Annotated in this window: 16 protein-coding genes; 13 read left to right on the top strand and 3 right to left on the bottom strand. The window is 66.5% G+C overall.

Features of this window, described 5'->3' with window-relative positions; translation table 11 throughout:
- The first annotated feature begins 41 nt into the window (after nt 1-41).
- The 7 genes from ACFOPI_RS16650 to ACFOPI_RS16620 all read left to right on the top strand — a co-directional run bounded on the left by ACFOPI_RS16650 (nt 42) and on the right by ACFOPI_RS16620 (nt 6,475).
- A complete protein-coding gene (locus ACFOPI_RS16650) occupies nt 42-1,697 on the top strand; it encodes a CTP synthase (RefSeq protein ID WP_382176125.1) in 1,656 nt (551 codons plus the stop codon).
- 13 nt (nt 1,698-1,710) lie between these two features.
- Nucleotides 1,711-2,565 carry a 3-deoxy-8-phosphooctulonate synthase gene (gene kdsA, locus ACFOPI_RS16645; RefSeq protein WP_382176122.1) on the top strand — a complete coding sequence of 285 codons (855 nt, stop codon included), beginning with the start codon at nt 1,711-1,713 and terminating at the stop codon, nt 2,563-2,565.
- The gene (locus ACFOPI_RS16640) at nt 2,562-2,849 is read left to right on the top strand and encodes a DUF1330 domain-containing protein (protein WP_382176120.1); all 288 of its coding nucleotides are present in this window, start codon (nt 2,562-2,564) and stop codon (nt 2,847-2,849) included. Before kdsA ends, ACFOPI_RS16640 begins: the two co-directional genes overlap by 4 nt.
- Before the next feature lie 47 nt (nt 2,850-2,896).
- Nucleotides 2,897-4,183 carry a phosphopyruvate hydratase gene (gene eno, locus ACFOPI_RS16635; protein ID WP_382176118.1) on the top strand — a complete coding sequence of 429 codons (1,287 nt, stop codon included), beginning with the start codon at nt 2,897-2,899 and terminating at the stop codon, nt 4,181-4,183.
- A gap of 125 nt (nt 4,184-4,308) precedes the next feature.
- Entirely contained in the window at nt 4,309-4,593 is a 285-nt protein-coding gene (locus ACFOPI_RS16630; RefSeq protein WP_382176116.1) for a septum formation initiator family protein, read from the top strand.
- 8 nt (nt 4,594-4,601) lie between these two features.
- The gene (locus tag ACFOPI_RS16625) at nt 4,602-5,276 is read left to right on the top strand and encodes an AAA family ATPase (RefSeq protein WP_382176113.1); all 675 of its coding nucleotides are present in this window, start codon (nt 4,602-4,604) and stop codon (nt 5,274-5,276) included.
- Nucleotides 5,273-6,475, top strand: coding sequence for an AGE family epimerase/isomerase (locus ACFOPI_RS16620; protein WP_382176111.1), 1,203 nt, complete (start codon nt 5,273-5,275; stop codon nt 6,473-6,475). Before ACFOPI_RS16625 ends, ACFOPI_RS16620 begins: the two co-directional genes overlap by 4 nt.
- Before the next feature lie 4 nt (nt 6,476-6,479).
- Here the strand turns inward: ACFOPI_RS16620 and hslO are convergent, their stop codons facing one another.
- Together hslO and ACFOPI_RS16610 are read right to left on the bottom strand one after the other, a co-directional pair.
- Complete coding sequence (hslO, locus tag ACFOPI_RS16615; protein ID WP_382176108.1) at nt 6,480-7,460, bottom strand: Hsp33 family molecular chaperone HslO; 981 nt, start codon at nt 7,458-7,460, stop codon at nt 6,480-6,482.
- A 37-nt stretch (nt 7,461-7,497) separates the two neighbouring features.
- A complete protein-coding gene (locus ACFOPI_RS16610) occupies nt 7,498-8,022 on the bottom strand; it encodes a gamma carbonic anhydrase family protein (protein WP_066155517.1) in 525 nt (174 codons plus the stop codon).
- A gap of 46 nt (nt 8,023-8,068) precedes the next feature.
- Between ACFOPI_RS16610 and ACFOPI_RS16605 the strand changes: the two genes are divergently transcribed.
- From ACFOPI_RS16605 to ACFOPI_RS16580, 6 genes are all read left to right on the top strand, one after another.
- Complete coding sequence (locus ACFOPI_RS16605; protein WP_382176105.1) at nt 8,069-8,920, top strand: ferritin-like domain-containing protein; 852 nt, start codon at nt 8,069-8,071, stop codon at nt 8,918-8,920.
- Nucleotides 8,921-9,048: 128 nt separating this feature from the next.
- Nucleotides 9,049-10,077 (top strand): sensor histidine kinase, encoded by a 1,029-nt coding sequence (locus ACFOPI_RS16600; RefSeq protein ID WP_382176102.1) that lies wholly within the window; start codon nt 9,049-9,051, stop codon nt 10,075-10,077.
- Complete coding sequence (locus ACFOPI_RS16595) at nt 10,074-11,561, top strand: sensor histidine kinase (protein ID WP_382176099.1); 1,488 nt, start codon at nt 10,074-10,076, stop codon at nt 11,559-11,561. Before ACFOPI_RS16600 ends, ACFOPI_RS16595 begins: the two co-directional genes overlap by 4 nt.
- A 35-nt stretch (nt 11,562-11,596) precedes the next feature.
- A complete protein-coding gene (gene dbpA / locus ACFOPI_RS16590) occupies nt 11,597-13,012 on the top strand; it encodes an ATP-dependent RNA helicase DbpA (RefSeq protein ID WP_382176096.1) in 1,416 nt (471 codons plus the stop codon).
- 54 nt (nt 13,013-13,066) lie between these two features.
- Complete coding sequence (locus ACFOPI_RS16585; protein ID WP_382176094.1) at nt 13,067-13,312, top strand: DUF3297 family protein; 246 nt, start codon at nt 13,067-13,069, stop codon at nt 13,310-13,312.
- A gap of 14 nt (nt 13,313-13,326) precedes the next feature.
- Complete coding sequence (locus ACFOPI_RS16580) at nt 13,327-13,911, top strand: DUF1439 domain-containing protein (protein ID WP_382176091.1); 585 nt, start codon at nt 13,327-13,329, stop codon at nt 13,909-13,911.
- Nucleotides 13,912-13,917: 6 nt separating this feature from the next.
- Here ACFOPI_RS16580 and ACFOPI_RS16575 read toward each other — a convergent pair whose 3' ends face one another.
- Nucleotides 13,918-15,120 (bottom strand): BCS1 and AAA domain-containing protein, encoded by a 1,203-nt coding sequence (locus ACFOPI_RS16575; protein WP_382176089.1) that lies wholly within the window; start codon nt 15,118-15,120, stop codon nt 13,918-13,920.
- Nucleotides 15,121-15,132: the final 12 nt, after the last annotated feature.

Here is a 15,132-nt window from a genome sequence, read left to right as displayed (position 1 = left end):
CGCCATTTCCACCTCCTGCGAGCGCCCGGCTCGCCCGAGTCATGACCAAATTCGTGTTCGTCACCGGCGGTGTGGTGTCCTCCCTCGGCAAGGGCATTGCTTCTGCTTCCCTGGCTGCGATCCTTGAATCGCGCGGCCTCAAAGTCACCCTCATCAAGCTCGACCCGTACATCAACGTGGACCCGGGCACCATGTCGCCCTTCCAGCACGGCGAGGTCTTCGTCACCGACGACGGCGCCGAAACCGACCTGGACCTGGGTCACTATGAGCGTTTCATCGAAACGCGCATGAAGAAGACCAACAACTTCACCACCGGCAAGATCTACCAGTCGGTGCTGGAGAAGGAACGCCGCGGCGACTACCTCGGCAAGACGGTGCAGGTCATCCCGCACGTCACCAACGAGATCCAGGAATTCATCAAGCGCGGTGCCGGCATCGGCACGCCCGATGCGGTGGACGTGGCCATTGTCGAGATCGGCGGCACGGTGGGCGACATCGAGTCCCTGCCCTTCCTCGAAGCCGTGCGCCAGATGAGCCTGCGCATGGGCCCGAACAACTCGGCCTTCGTGCACCTGACCTACCTGCCGTGGATCGCTGCGGCCGGCGAACTCAAGACCAAGCCGACCCAGCACACGGTGCAGAAGCTGCGCGAGATCGGCATCTCGGCCGACGCCCTGCTCTGCCGCGCCGACCGCCGCATTCCCGAGGACGAACGCGCCAAGATTTCGTTGTTCACCAACGTGCCCGAATGGGGCGTGATCAGCATGTGGGACGTGGACACCATCTACAAGGTGCCGCGCATGCTGCACGAGCAGGGCCTGGACGGCCTGATCTGCGACAAGCTGCGCCTGAACACGCCGCCCACCAGCCTCAAGCGCTGGGACGATCTGGTTTACGAAACCGAGCACCCGCAGGGCGAGGTGAAGATCGCCATGGTCGGCAAGTACGTCGACCTGTCGGACAGCTACAAGTCGGTCAACGAGGCCCTGCGCCACGCCGGCATGCGCAACCATGTGCGGGTCAAGATCGACCACGTCGATTCCGAGACCATGGAAGGCGCCGATGTGAGCGCCAAGCTGGCGCAGTACGACGCCATCCTGGTGCCCGGAGGCTTCGGCCAGCGCGGCGTGGAAGGCAAGATCGCCACAGCCCGCTTCGCCCGCGAACACAAGGTCCCCTATCTGGGCATCTGCCTGGGCATGCAGGTCGCGACCATCGAGTACGCGCGCCACGTGGCGGGCCTCGAGAACGCCAACAGCACCGAATTTGATGCCGCCACGCCGCACCCGGTGATCGCACTGATCGAAGAGTGGAAAGACGCCGACGGCAGTATCCAGAAGCGCGATGCCAACTCCGACCTGGGCGGCACCATGCGCCTGGGCGCACAAAGCTCCGACGTGGCCAAAGGCACGCTGGCGCACAGCATCTACGGCGACGTGGTGACCGAGCGCCACCGTCACCGCTACGAAGCCAACGTCAACTACCTGGACCGGCTGCGCCAGGCGGGTCTGGTGATCTCGGCGCTGACCCAACGCGAGCAGCTGACCGAAATCGTCGAACTCCCGCAAGCCGTGCACCCCTGGTTCATTGGCGTGCAGTTCCACCCTGAATTCAAGTCCACCCCTTGGGCCGGCCACCCGCTGTTCAACGCCTTCGTCAAGGCGGCGGTCGAGCACCAGAAGGCCGCGAAGGCCTGATCGGAACACAGCCATGCAGCTCTGCGGATTCGACGTCGGCCTGGACAAGCGCTTCTTCCTGATCGCGGGCACCTGCTCCATCGAAGGCCTGCAGATGTCGCTGGACGTCGCCGGGCAGCTCAAGGAGATCTGTACGGCGCTCGGCATCCCGCTGATCTACAAGGGCTCGTTCGACAAGGCCAACCGTTCGTCTGGCACCAGCCAGCGCGGCGTCGGCCTGGACGCCGGCCTGAAGATCCTGGACGAGGTGCGCCGCCAGACCGGTCTGCCGGTGCTGACCGACGTGCACGACGAGTCGCAGGTGGCCGAAGTGGCCAGCGTGGTCGACGTGCTGCAGACCCCGGCCTTCCTGTGCCGCCAGACCGATTTCATCCGCGCCGTGGCCCAGTCGGGCAAGCCGGTGAACATCAAGAAGGGCCAGTTCCTCGCGCCCTGGGACATGAAGAACGTGATCGACAAGGCACGTGCCGCGGCCAAAGATGCCGGCCTGTCGGAGGACCGCTTCCTGGCCTGCGAGCGCGGCGTGAGTTTTGGCTACAACAACCTGGTGGCCGACATGACCAGCCTGGCCGAGATGCGCAAGTCTGGCGCGCCGGTGGTGTTCGACGTGACCCACTCGGTGCAGAAGCCCGGCGGCCTGGGCGCGGTCAGCGGTGGCGCACGAGAAATGGTGCCCGTGCTGGCCCGCGCGGGTGTCGCAGCCGGTGTGGCCGGTCTGTTCATGGAAACCCATCCGAAACCGGCCGATGCCTGGTCCGACGGCCCGAACGCGGTGCCGCTGGGCCGCATGAAGGCGCTGCTGGAAACCCTGGTCGCGCTCGATTCCGTAACCAAAACAAATCCGCTGCTGGAGAACGATTTCCAATGAGCGCGTACATCATTGCGGACGTGACCGTCACCAACGAAGAGCAGATGAAGGTCTACCGCGAGTGGAGCACGCGCGCCATGCAGGAGTTCGGCGCCGAGGTGCTGGTGCGCGGTGGCCGGGTCGAACCGCTCGAAGGCGGCTGGCAGCCGCAGCGGGTCGTGGTGCTGAAGTTCAAGGACATCGCCACCGCACAGGCCTACTACCACTCCGAAACCTACACCCATGCGCGCTCCCTGCGCGAGGGCGCGGGCTCGATCCGCATGTTTGCCGTTGAGGGCGTCTGAGCGCCCCATTCCGATTTCTTTTTTGACTTGTTCCAAAGGTAGAAACCATGAGTGCAATCGTTGATATCGTCGGCCGCGAAGTCCTGGACAGCCGTGGCAACCCCACCGTCGAATGCGACGTGCTGCTGGAGTCGGGCGTGATGGGCCGCGCCGCTGTGCCGTCGGGCGCCTCCACCGGCTCGCGCGAAGCCATCGAGCTGCGCGACGGCGACAAGAAGCGGTACCTGGGCAAAGGCGTGCTGAAAGCGGTGGAGAACATCAACACCGAGATCAGCGAAGCCGTGCTGGGCCTGGACGCCTCGGAGCAGGCCTTCCTGGACAAGACCCTGATCGACCTCGACGGCACCGAGAACAAGGGCCGCCTGGGCGCCAACGCCATGCTGGCTGTGTCGATGGCCGTGGCCCGCGCCGCCGCCGAAGAAGCCGGCCTGCCGTTGTACCGCTACTTCGGCGGCATGAGCGCGGTGCAGATGCCCGTGCCGATGATGAACATCATCAACGGCGGCGCACACGCCAACAACTCGCTGGATCTACAAGAGCTGATGATCATCCCCGTGGGGGCGCCGTCGTTCCGCGAAGCCCTGCGCTGGGGCGCCGAGGTGTTCCACGCCCTCAAGGCCATCCTGCACGACAAGCACATCAGCACCGCCGTGGGCGACGAAGGCGGCTTTGCCCCGTCGGTCGAGAACCACGAAGCCGCGCTGCAGCTGATCCTGCAGGCCATCGACAAGGCAGGCTACACGGCAGGCGAGCAGATCGCCCTGGGCCTGGACTGTGCCGCCAGCGAGTTCTACAAGGACGGCAAGTACGTGCTCGAAGGCGAAGGCGGCATCGCCCTGACCGCCGAGCAGTGGACCGACATGCTGGCCACCTGGGTCGACAAGTACCCCATCATCTCGATCGAAGACGGCATGGCCGAAGGCGACTGGGACGGCTGGAAGGTGCTGACTGATCGCCTGGGCAAGAAGGTCCAGCTGGTGGGCGACGACCTGTACGTCACCAACACCAAGATCCTGAAGGAAGGCATCGACAAGGGCATCGCCAACTCGATCCTGATCAAGATCAACCAGATCGGCACCCTGACCGAAACCTTCGCCGCCATCGAGATGGCCAAGCGCGCCGGTTACACCGCCGTGATCTCGCACCGCTCGGGCGAGACCGAAGACAGCACCATCTCCGACATCGCCGTCGGCACCAACGCGGGCCAGATCAAGACCGGTTCGCTCTCGCGCTCGGACCGCATGGCCAAGTACAACCAGCTGCTGCGCATCGAGGAAGACCTGGGTGACGTCGCGGTGTACCCCGGCCGTGCCGCGTTCTACAACCTGAAGTGATGCCCCTCTGCGCCGCTTCGCGTCTTCCCCTCGGAGGGGGGAGCACACCAGTGGCCCGGCAAAGCCGGTTCCACGGTGTGTGCTGGATGGAATGCGGCGCGCGCATTGATCACTGAATCCCTGAAATGGCACACCGCTTTGTCCCCGGCCTGCTGATCACGCTGCTGCTCGTGCTGCACGCGCAGCTGTGGTTCGGCCGGGGCAGCGTGCCCCAGGTTTCGCGCATGAAGACCGAGCTGGCCGCGCTGGAGGTGGTCAACCAGGAAGCGCGGCAACGCAACGAGCGGCTGGCCAACGAGGTGCGCGACCTAGAAGAAGGACTGGGCATGGTCGAGGAACTGGCCCGCAACGATCTGGGTATGGTCCGGCCCAACGAGATCTTCGTGCAGATCGCCCACAAGAAGCCTTGAGCTGCGCCGTGGCACTTGTGGTCACGCTGCTCGGCGGCGAATCCACCGGAAAGACATCCCTGACCCGTGCCTTGTGCGGGCACCTTGCGGAAACGGGTCTGGCAGCCGCCGAGGTGCCCGAGCACCTGCGCCACTGGTGCGAACAGCAGGGCCGCGCGCCCCATGCGCACGAACAGGCCGCCCTGGCCCGTGAACAGGCCCGCATCACCGACGAGGTGGCCTCCCGGCAAGGGGTGGACATCGTCATAGCCGACACCTCTCCGCTCGTGATCGCGGCCTACAGCGAGCTCTATTTCAATGACCGCTCGCTCTGGAGCGAGGCCCTGGCCTGGCAGCGCCACGTGGACCTGACCCTGCTGATGGGCCTGGACCTGCCCTGGGTCGCCGACGGTTTCTTTCGCGACAGCCCCGCCGTGCGCGATGCGGTGGACACAGCGATCCGGCGCGAACTGCGGGCCGCAGGGCAGGCCTTCCAGACCATCCACGGCCACGGACAGGCCCGCACCGAGCAAGCGCTGCGTGCCATCGGTCGCCGCCTTGGGCTGAACCTCACCACCACCGAACCGTCCCAGACCAGCGGTCGCCGCGCCTGGAACTGCGAGAAATGCAGCGACCCGGACTGCGAACACCGGCTGTTCAGCGGCCTGATTGCACGCAACAACACTGGAGACACACGCCCATGATGCCCGCCACCCCCCTGCCCGACTACCGCTCGCCAGCCTTCCTGCGCGCCCACATCGAAGACACGCTGTCGTTCTACCTGCCCAGGGCACTGGACCCTCGCGGCGGCCTGTACCACTTCCTGCGCGACAACGGCAGCATCTACGACGCCCACACCCGGCACCTGGTGAGCAGCACGCGCTACGTGGTGACCCTGGGCATGGCAGTGCGGCGCGGGCTGGGCGGTGACGTGGCGCGGCAGGCACTGCAACAGGCTTTCGATTTCCTGGCGGTCCACCGAACCCCCGCGACCGGCGGCTACGCCTGGCTGATCGACTGGCGCAACGGCCAGGCCCGCGTGCTCGACGCCACCAACCACGCCTACGGCCTGGCCTTCGTGCTGCTGGCCCATGCGCACGCCCACATGGCCGGCGTGACCGGTGCACACCCTGGCATCGCGCAGACCTACGAGCTGCTGGAGCAACGCTTCTGGGAACCTGCCCACGGCCTGTATGCCGACGAGGCCACGGCCGACTGGCAGGTCCTGCCCTACCGCGGCCAGAACGCCAACATGCACCTGTGCGAAGCGTTGCTCGCAGCGTTTGACGCCACACAGGAGACGCGTTACCTGGACCGCGCCGCCCTGCTGGCCGAGCACATCACCGTGCGGCAGGCGGCCTTGGCCAACGGGCTGGTCTGGGAGCACTACAAGGCCGACTGGTCGGTGGACTGGGACTACAACAAGGACGACAAGACCAACATCTTCCGCCCCTGGGGCTTCCAGCCCGGCCACCTGACCGAATGGACCAAGCTGCTGCTGCAACTGCACGAGCGCCGGCCGGACGCAGCCCTCGTTGACCGCGCCCGCCATTTCTTCGACACCGCGATGCACAAGGCCTGGGACGGCGAGCGCGGCGGCCTGTACTACGGCTTCGGGCCCGACGGCAGCATCTGCGACAGCGACAAGTACTTCTGGGTCCAGGCCGAGTCACTCGCCGCCGCCGCCCGGCTGGCCACCGTCACCGGCGAGCCGCGCTACTGGGCCGCCTACGACCATCTCTGGGCTTATTCATGGCGCCATTTCGTGGACCACGAACACGGCGCGTGGTGGCGCATCCTGACGGCCGACAACCGCAAGTACTCGGACGAAAAGAGCCCGGCGGGCAAGGTGGACTACCACACCATGGGCGCCTGCCACGATGTGCTCGACATCCTGAAGTAAATGCTCAGTGCGTGCCGCCCGCGACGGGCGGCTGCGCCGCCGCCTGCAGGAACACCTGCGCGGCGTCGACCGGGTCGAAGTGGTACTGGGCACCACAGAAATCGCAACCCACTTCCACCTGCCCTTGCTCGGCGATGATGGACTCGACCTCCTCGCGCCCCAGCGACTTGAGCATGCCGGCCACACGTTCGCGCGAGCAGGTGCAGGCAAAACGCGGACCGTCGGCGCCGGTCTGCGGCTCGAAGCGGCGCACGTCCTCTTCCCAGAACAGGCGGTGCAGGATGGTGTCGGCGTCCAGCGTCAGCAGCTCCTCGCGCTTCAGACTCGCGGCCAGGATGGCGATGCGGTTGTAGTCCTCGTTGCGGCCGATCTGGTCCTCGTCGCGCGCCACCGCGCCCGCGCCGGCCAGGTTGGACTCACCCTGCAGCGGCAGGCGCTGGATCAGCAGGCCGGCCGCCACCTGGTCGTTGGCGGCCAGAACAAGACGAGTGTCGAGCTGCTCGCTCTGCAGCATGTAATGCTCGATCACCTCGCTGAGCTTCTCCAGCTTCTCGTGGCGGTCGCCGAACAGCGGCACCACCCCCTGGTAGGGCTGCTGACCCGGCAGGCGGTCCTTGGGGTCGAGCGTGATGGCGCAGCGGCCAAGATTGTTCACATTGACCATGTGCGACAGCGGCGCGTCGGCCGCCACCTCGCCGGTCACGGTGGCGGTGGCGCGCAATGCCAGGTCGGGCTGTACCTCGGCCACAGCCAGCTTGACCGGACCATCGCCCTGGACCTGCAGGATCAGCGCGCCGTTGAACTTGATGTTGGCCTGCATCAGCGTGGCCGCCGCGGCCATTTCGCCCAGCAGCTCGGTCACCGCGGCCGGATAGCCCCCGGCCTGCTGGCGTCGACGCAGGATTTCCTGCCAGCTGTCGGTCAGGCGCACCAGCATGCCGCGCACCGGCAGGCCTTCAAACAGGAATTTGTGGAGTTCGGACACTCTGTGCTTTCAGAAAAAGAACGTTGGCAGATCAGGGTCAGCCGATTTTTTTCAAGCCCTGGCGGTAACGCTCGGCGTTCTCCATGTAGTGCAAGGCGCTGCGGCGCAGTCCTTCGATCTGCTCGGGTGTGAGCTGTCGCATGGCCTTGGCCGGGCTGCCGATGATCATGGAGCCGTCGGGGAACTCCTTGCCCTCGGTGACCAGCGCACCGGCACCGACCAGGCAGTTCTTCCCGATCTTCGCGCCGTTGAGCACGATGGCACCGATGCCGATCAGCGACTCATCGCCAATGGTGCAACCGTGAAGCATGACCTGGTGGCCCACGGTGACGTGGCGGCCGATGGTCAGCGGCAGGTTCTTGTCGGTGTGCAGCACCGAGCCATCCTGGATGTTGCTGCCCTCGCCCACCACAATGGGCTCGGTATCGCCCCGCAGCGTGGCGCCGAACCACACGCTGCTTCCGGGCGCGAGCTGGACGTCGCCGATCACCTGCGCGTTCTCGGCCACCCAGGCCGATTCGGCCACCTGCGGGCGGGTGCCATCGAGTTCATAGATCGCCATGCGGGGAGTCTCCTGTGGGCTGCGGGGCAAACCTAGAATTGTAGGGATGCCCACTGTCCCCAGCACCGAACTCAGCCTGCGCGAGGCGGCGCTCGACGCCCTGTGCCTGCCGGACCCGCAGGCCAAGGCGCAGGCTGCCCATGCGCTGTGGCAGCGGCTGCTGGCACTGACCGACGAGGCCGCGCGTGAAGCGGCGCTGGCGCCAGCACGGTCCATCCATGAGCCCGATGACCGGGTCTTGCCCGGTCGCCCGGCACAGCCGCTGCTGGTGCCGCCCATGGCGGTGGCGCAGCGCTCGCCTTTCACGCCCGAAGGCCTGGCCGCCCTGCTGCACGCGGTCTGCCACATCGAGTTCAACGCCATCAATCTGGCGCTCGATGCTGTCTGGCGCTTCCATGACATGCCCGCCAGCTTCTACCGCGACTGGCTGCGCGTGGCCGATGAAGAGGCCACCCACTTTGGCCTGCTGCGCGAACACCTGCAAAGCCTGGGCCACGACTACGGCGACTTCCCGGCGCACAACGGCCTGTGGGAGATGTGCGTGAAGACGCAGCACGACGTCACCGCGCGCATGGCCCTGGTGCCGCGTACGCTAGAGGCGCGCGGCCTCGATGCGACGCCGCTGATCCAGGCGCGACTGCGCAAAGTCGGCACCCCGGCCGCGCTGCGCGCCGTGGACATTCTGGACATCATCCTGCGCGACGAGGTCGGGCATGTGGCCATCGGCAATCGCTGGTATGGCTGGCTGTGCGAGCGGCAGGGCCTGGAGCCGCTGTCGTACTACCGGCACCTGGCGCGGGTGCACTCGGCGCCTCGGCTGCGCCCGCCCTTCAACGATGAGGCCCGCCGGGCGGCGGGATTCAGCCAAGCCGAACTGGACTATCTGCTCAGCGCCTGAGACCAAAACGAGTTCGTTCGTATCAAGCAGGAAGCGCGACGCGCGCCCGCGCGGTGCTTTTCACTCGCAGCGTGGTCCATTCCCCTATATGCTGGACCAACACTCGGCACCACTCCCACACGTTGGCCATGAGCGCACCAAACATCCAGCTGGACGAATACCTCGGGCAGGCATTTGACCGCATACCGGTGGCCATGGTCGTGGTCACTCAGCAAGGCGTGATCACCCGCGTGAACCGACTCGCCGAAGCCACCTTCGGCTACACGGGCGAAGAGTTGCTGGGGCAGCCCGTGGAGATGCTGGTGCCCGAACGCTACCGGCATGCGCATCCCGGCTACCGCCGCGGCTTCCAGACCGAGGCCACGGCAAGGCCAATGGGCGCAGGCCGTGATCTCAGCGGATTGCGCAAGGACGGCAGCGAGTTCCCGGTGGAGATTGGCATCAACCCGGTGGACACCGGTGAGGGTCCGATGATCCTGTCGGTGATCATCGATCTGAGTGAGCGCAAACAGAACGAACGCCGCATCAGCGACGCACTGCGCGAGAAGGAATTGCTGCTGGAAGAGGTGCACCACCGGGTCAAGAACAACCTGCAGGTGATCCACAGTCTGCTCGATCTGCAGATGCTCAAGATCGACGACCCGGACCTGGTCGCCATGCTGCGCGACAGCCAGAACCGCATCCGCTCGATGTCGATGATCCACCAGACGCTGTACCAGTCGCACGACTTTGCGCGGGTCGACTTCCAGCGCTTTCTGGACGAGCTGCTGCCCAGCCTGATGGACTCCTACGGCACGGTGGCCGGTCATGTCGCGATCAACATCGAGTCCACCCAGGTCAAGCTGCCGATCAACGAGGCGATCCCCTGTGGCCTGATCGTCAACGAGCTGGTGAGCAACGCGCTCAAGCACGGGTTTCCAGGCCAGCGGCGCGGCTCCATCCAGGTGGTGCTGGAACAGGGCAATGACGGCAGTGTCAACCTTGCCATCAGCAACAACGGTGTCGCCATCCCGGAGGATCAGAATCTGGAGCGAACCGGTTCGCTGGGCCTGCAACTCGTGCGGCTGCTGACGCGCCAGTTGCAGGGCACGCTGGAAGTGCAGCGCGCCAACCCCACGCGGTTTACCGTCCGCATCCCTCCCGGAGACCAGCCATGAACCAGCCCGCCCGCATCCTCGTGGTGGAAGACGAGAGCATCGTGGCCTTCAACCTGCAGCAGCGCCTGTCGATGCTGGGGTACGACGTGCCCGCCATCGCGGTCTCGGGCCAGGAAAGCATCGATCTCGTGTCGCAGATGCAGCCCGACCTGGTGCTGATGGACATCCACATCCAGGGTGACATGGACGGCATCGAGGTGGCGGCGAAGCTGCGGGAGACGCACGCCGTCCCAGTCATCTACCTGACCGCCTATTCCGAGGACTCGACCCTGGACAGGGCCCGCAAGACCCAACCCTATGGCTACCTGCTCAAGCCCTTTTCAGAGCGCGAGCTGCACGCCACCATCCAGATGGCGTTCGAGCGCCAGCGGCTGGAGAACGAGCTGAACGACAGCCGACGCCTGCTGCAGCAGGCACTCGATGCCGCCAGCCTGGGGGTCATGGAGCTGGACAAGACCACCACCACCATCACCCCGTCGCACCGCACCGCCGACCTGATCGGCTGGCCACACGACCAGCCGCTGACACTGCCCGACCTGCTCTCGCGCGTGGACGCCACCGAGCGCGACGCCATCGCAGCCAAGCTCCATCACTGCCTGAAAGCCCTCATGCACTTCAGCGAGGAGTTCCGTGTGCTCGCGGAAGGCAGCACGCCCCGGTGGATCAAGATCGACGCAGGCCACGTCTCCGACCAGCGAGTCACCGGCGTCGTGCAGGACGTGTCGGAGCGCAAGCAGAGTGAACTGCGGCTCAAGACCTTGAACGAGAGCCTGGAACACCTGGTCACCGCACGCACCGATCAGCTCAACCAGAGCCTCAAGGAACTTGAGGCGTTCAGCTACTCAGTGGCACACGACCTGCGCGCGCCGGTGCGCGCCATCATCGGCCTGAGCGACATGTTGCTGCAGACACAGCCCACCCGCTTCGATCCCGACGGCATCGACCTGGTCGAGCGGATTGCCGCCACCGGCCAGCGCATGCGGGCCCTGATCGACGCCCTGCTGCACATGGCGCGCCTGAACCAGGTCCCCATGCAGTTGCGGGTGGTCGACATCAGCGGCATTGCTGGCGAGATCGCCAGCCAGCTCATGGAGTCCGAGCCGCAACGCGTGGCGGACATCCGTATTTCGCCCAAACTCGAGGCGCTGGCGGACCCGACGCTGGTGCGCGCCCTGCTCGACAACCTGATGCGCAACGCCTGGAAGTTCTGCGTCCGTAGCAAGATCACGCGCATCGACGTCGGCGCCAAGTCGGTCGGCGGAGAAACGGTGTTCTTCGTGCGTGACAACGGCTGCGGCTTCGACATGGCCTCGGCGGACCGCCTGTTCGGACCCTTCCAGCGCCTGCACCGGGAGGACGAATACGCCGGCACTGGCATCGGACTGACCATCGTGCAGCGCATCGTCATGCGCCACGGCGGTCGCGTATGGGCGTTTTCCGAGCCGGGGCTGGGGGCTGCGTTTCACTTCACTTTGAGTGCCTGAGCCGCCCTCGGCACGGCGTGTGCGGATAATCGCGGATGACCTCCGCCTCCCCCGCCTCCCCCGCCTCCTCCGACGCCGGCTTCAGCCAGCTCCCGCTCTCACCCGCCACCCTGGCCAACCTGGAGCAGCTGGGCTATCTGCGCATGACGCCCATCCAAGCGGCCTGCTTGCCGCCCGCGCTGTTGGGCAAGGACCTGATCGCCCAGGCTCAGACCGGCAGTGGCAAGACTGCCGCCTTCGCGCTGGCGCTGCTGGCCAACCTGAACCCGCGCCGCTTCGCCGTACAGACCCTGGTGCTCTGCCCCACGCGCGAACTGGCCGACCAGGTCACCACCGAGATCCGCCGCCTGGCGCGCGCAGACGACAACATCAAGGTCGTGACGCTCTGCGGCGGCGTGCCACTGCGCGGACAACTGGCCACGCTGGAGCACGGCGCGCACATCGTGGTCGGCACGCCCGGCCGCATCATGGACCACCTGGAACGCGGCAGCCTGCAGCTGGATGCCCTCAACACCCTGGTGCTCGACGAGGCCGACCGCATGCTGGACATGGGCTTTTTCGACGACATCGCCAAGGTCGCCAAGCAGTGTCCCAAGGAACGCCAGACACTGCTGTTCTCGGCCACCTATCCCGAGGGCATCGCCAAACTCGCGTCGCAGTTCATGCGCGACCCGCAGACCATCGCCGTGCAGGCCCAGCACAGCAACCAGCAGATCGAACAGCGCTGGTACGAGGTGAGCGACAAAGACCGCCTGCACGTGGTCGGCCAGCTGCTGCTGCACTTCCGCCCGGCCAGCACCATCGCGTTCTGCAATACCAAGGCCCAGTGCCGCGACCTGGTGGCCGTGCTGCAGGCCCAGGGTTTCAGCGCACTGGCCCTGTTCGGCGAACTGGAACAGCGCGAACGCGACCAGGTGCTGGTGCGCTTTGCGAACAGGAGTTGTTCGGTGCTGGTGGCCACCGACGTGGCCGCGCGTGGGCTGGACATCGCCAGCCTGGCCGCCGTCATCAATGTGGACGTGACACCCGACCCCGAGGTGCACATCCACCGCATTGGTCGCACCGGACGTGCAGGCGAGCGCGGCCTGGCGCTGAGCCTGGCGAGCATGGACGAGATGGGTTATGTGGGGCGCATCGAACAGCTGCAAAAGCGCGAGTCAGAATGGCACCCGGTGAGCGAGTTGACGCCCACGAGCAAAGAGCCGCTGCAGCCACCCATGGCCACGCTGCACATCCAGGGCGGGCGCAAGGAAAAGATCCGCCCCGGCGACGTGCTGGGCGCGCTCACCGCCGATCTGGGCTACACGCGGGAACAGGTGGGCAAGATCAACGTGAACGAATGGTCCACCTACGTGGCGGTGGACCGTGGCATCGCGCAGCAGGTGGCCAGCCGGCTGGCCACCACCAAGGTCAAGGGCAAGAGCGTGAAGGTACGCGTGCTGGTGGACTGAGCCGGCACCCGATGCGGGACAATCAGCACTTCACGATTCCTGCCGATACCCGCCATGTCCGACACCGCCCGCCCCGAACTCCCCGACCACCTGAGCATCGACCCGCGCAGCCCCCACCACGTGGCCGCCGTGTTCGAACACGACATCGGCATCCGCTTCAACGGCAAGGAGCGCTTCGACGTCGCCGAGTACTGCATCAGCGAAGGCTGGGTCAAGGTGCAGTCGAGCAAGACGGTGGACCGCCGCGGACAGCCTGTGCTGATCCAGCTCAAGGGCTCTGTCGAGGTGTTCTACCGCTGAGCGGAGTCCTCCTCGTGCACCGCCGCCTTCTTCTTTCCCTGGTGACGGTGGGCCTGTGCGGGCACAGCCTGGCGCAGACCGCCGGCGCCGCGTCGGCTGAACCGATCCCCGCTCTGCCCCGCATCACGGTGCCGCAGGACCTGCTGCAGACCGAGGTGGCCAAACGGTTTCCCGTGCGCTACCCGGTCGCCGGGCTGGTGAACCTGGACCTGGGCGCGCCGCGCCTGGGCCTGCTGCCGGCGCAGAACCGGTTGCGCGCCGAAATGCCGGTGGCAGCCGCCGGCGCCGCGCTGGCCCGCACCCAACAGGGCAGCTTCACGGTCGATTTCGCGCTGCGCTACGAACACAGCGACCGCTCGCTGCGGGCGCACCAGCTCAAGGTCTACCGCTTCCGCTTCCCCGGCCTGCAGCCCGAGGCGGTGGACCTGCTGAACACCTATGCCCCCGCGCTGGCGGAGCAGTCGCTGCGCGAAGTGGTGCTCTACCAGCTGCCGCAGAAGGAAGCCGCCATGGCCGACCTGCTGGGCCTACGGCCCGGCCAGATCACGGTCACCGAACAGGGGCTGCTGGTGGAGCTGGTGCAACGACCGCCGCAGTGAGCGACATCAGGTCTGTCGCCGAGATGTCCCGAAGCGCCGCATGAGCGTCCCTTGCACGTGGGCCGGCGACAGACCCTTTGGGGCGTGCTCCGAAGCAAACGCCAGCGCCGCCACCTCGTCCGGATCGAACTTGAGGTAGAGCCGCCGCAACTGCGCCTCATCACACGCGCCAAGCTCCACCCGCTCGTCGATGCGCCCGGCGCGGATCAGCGCCTCGTCCAGCCGCTCGGCGTGGTTGGTGGTCATGAACAGCACATTGCCCTCCTGCGTCGCCACACCGTCCAGCGCATTGAGGAAGCCGGAGAACGACAGCCGCACCTGGGCGTGCGCCGCGTCGCGCTGGCGGAAAAAGGCGTCGACATCCTCGATCAGCAGCAGCGAGCGTTGCGGCACCCCCGCCAGCAGGGTGTGTATCTTCTCGTCGGTCACGATGGGCGAGGCCAGGCTGAGCGTGCAGACGTTCAGGTGCAACTCGGACGCCAGCGCGGTGACCAGCGAGGTCTTGCCGGTGCCCGGCGGTCCGTAGAGCAGGTAGCCGCGCCGCCAGGGGATGCCCAGCTCGGCATAGCGCTCGTGGGCAGCGTAGAACGATTGCAGGTCGGCCAGCAGCGCCTCGGCCTGCCCGGCCTTGAGCACCACCGACGACAGCGGACGGCGCGAGCCGAGGCGTGCCCGCATCCAGTCGCCGCCGTGGAAGGGGTTGGGGATGTAGACCGAGAGCGTGTCGCTCTCCCGGCTGGCGCGTGCGTCGATGGCGCGCTGCAGGAAGGCCTCCAGCCAGTCGCCGGTGCGCCCGAAGTGCGACAGGCTGATGCGTTCGAACACGCTCTGCGTCACCTGCAACTCGCGGCGGATCCAGACCAGCCGGCCATCGATCCAGAGGATGTGCAGGCCTTCGCCAGGCGACAGATAGGCCCGGGGCGCCTGACCGGCTCGCAGGTCTTCGGCCAGGCTCTGGTATTCCGTGCCCTGGCGCACGCTGCGGGCGGTGAACTGGTTGACCTGCCGCAGCGAGGGGTGGGCGTCCATGTATTCGACCAGCGCCGAGAACAGGAACTCGTCGCGAGAGTCGATGGTCAGCGTGGAGATGAAGAAGCGCTTGCCCCAGGACAGCACCAGCCCGGGCACATCCTTCAGCCAGAACGCCAGCGCGCCCGCCACCGCGAGCATTGCGGCCTGCGCCACGGGGGTTTGCAAGAAGCCATCCATACCCAGGTTATA

The organism is Hydrogenophaga luteola, assembly GCF_042648585.1.
In the GTDB taxonomy this organism is placed as follows: Bacteria; Pseudomonadota; Gammaproteobacteria; order Burkholderiales; family Burkholderiaceae_C; genus Hydrogenophaga; species Hydrogenophaga luteola.
The sequence above is the reverse complement of the archived record's forward strand: the minus strand, read 5'-3'. Positions and strand labels throughout refer to the sequence as shown.

Excerpts from the sequence above, each read along its gene's own strand:
- ACFOPI_RS16610 (WP_066155517.1), bottom strand. The coding sequence starts at position 8,022 with ATGGCGATCTATGAACTCGATGGCACCCGCCCGCAGGTGGCCGAATCG.
- ACFOPI_RS16585 (WP_382176094.1), top strand. The coding sequence starts at position 13,067 with ATGTCCGACACCGCCCGCCCCGAACTCCCCGACCACCTGAGCATCGAC.
- ACFOPI_RS16650 (WP_382176125.1), top strand. The coding sequence starts at position 42 with ATGACCAAATTCGTGTTCGTCACCGGCGGTGTGGTGTCCTCCCTCGGC.
- ACFOPI_RS16605 (WP_382176105.1), top strand. The coding sequence starts at position 8,069 with ATGCCCACTGTCCCCAGCACCGAACTCAGCCTGCGCGAGGCGGCGCTC.
- eno (WP_382176118.1), top strand. The coding sequence starts at position 2,897 with ATGAGTGCAATCGTTGATATCGTCGGCCGCGAAGTCCTGGACAGCCGT.
- ACFOPI_RS16600 (WP_382176102.1), top strand. The coding sequence starts at position 9,049 with ATGAGCGCACCAAACATCCAGCTGGACGAATACCTCGGGCAGGCATTT.
- ACFOPI_RS16595 (WP_382176099.1), top strand. The coding sequence starts at position 10,074 with ATGAACCAGCCCGCCCGCATCCTCGTGGTGGAAGACGAGAGCATCGTG.
- ACFOPI_RS16640 (WP_382176120.1), top strand. The coding sequence starts at position 2,562 with ATGAGCGCGTACATCATTGCGGACGTGACCGTCACCAACGAAGAGCAG.
- ACFOPI_RS16575 (WP_382176089.1), bottom strand. The coding sequence starts at position 15,120 with ATGGATGGCTTCTTGCAAACCCCCGTGGCGCAGGCCGCAATGCTCGCG.
- ACFOPI_RS16630 (WP_382176116.1), top strand. The coding sequence starts at position 4,309 with ATGGCACACCGCTTTGTCCCCGGCCTGCTGATCACGCTGCTGCTCGTG.
- dbpA (WP_382176096.1), top strand. The coding sequence starts at position 11,597 with ATGACCTCCGCCTCCCCCGCCTCCCCCGCCTCCTCCGACGCCGGCTTC.
- ACFOPI_RS16620 (WP_382176111.1), top strand. The coding sequence starts at position 5,273 with ATGATGCCCGCCACCCCCCTGCCCGACTACCGCTCGCCAGCCTTCCTG.
- kdsA (WP_382176122.1), top strand. The coding sequence starts at position 1,711 with ATGCAGCTCTGCGGATTCGACGTCGGCCTGGACAAGCGCTTCTTCCTG.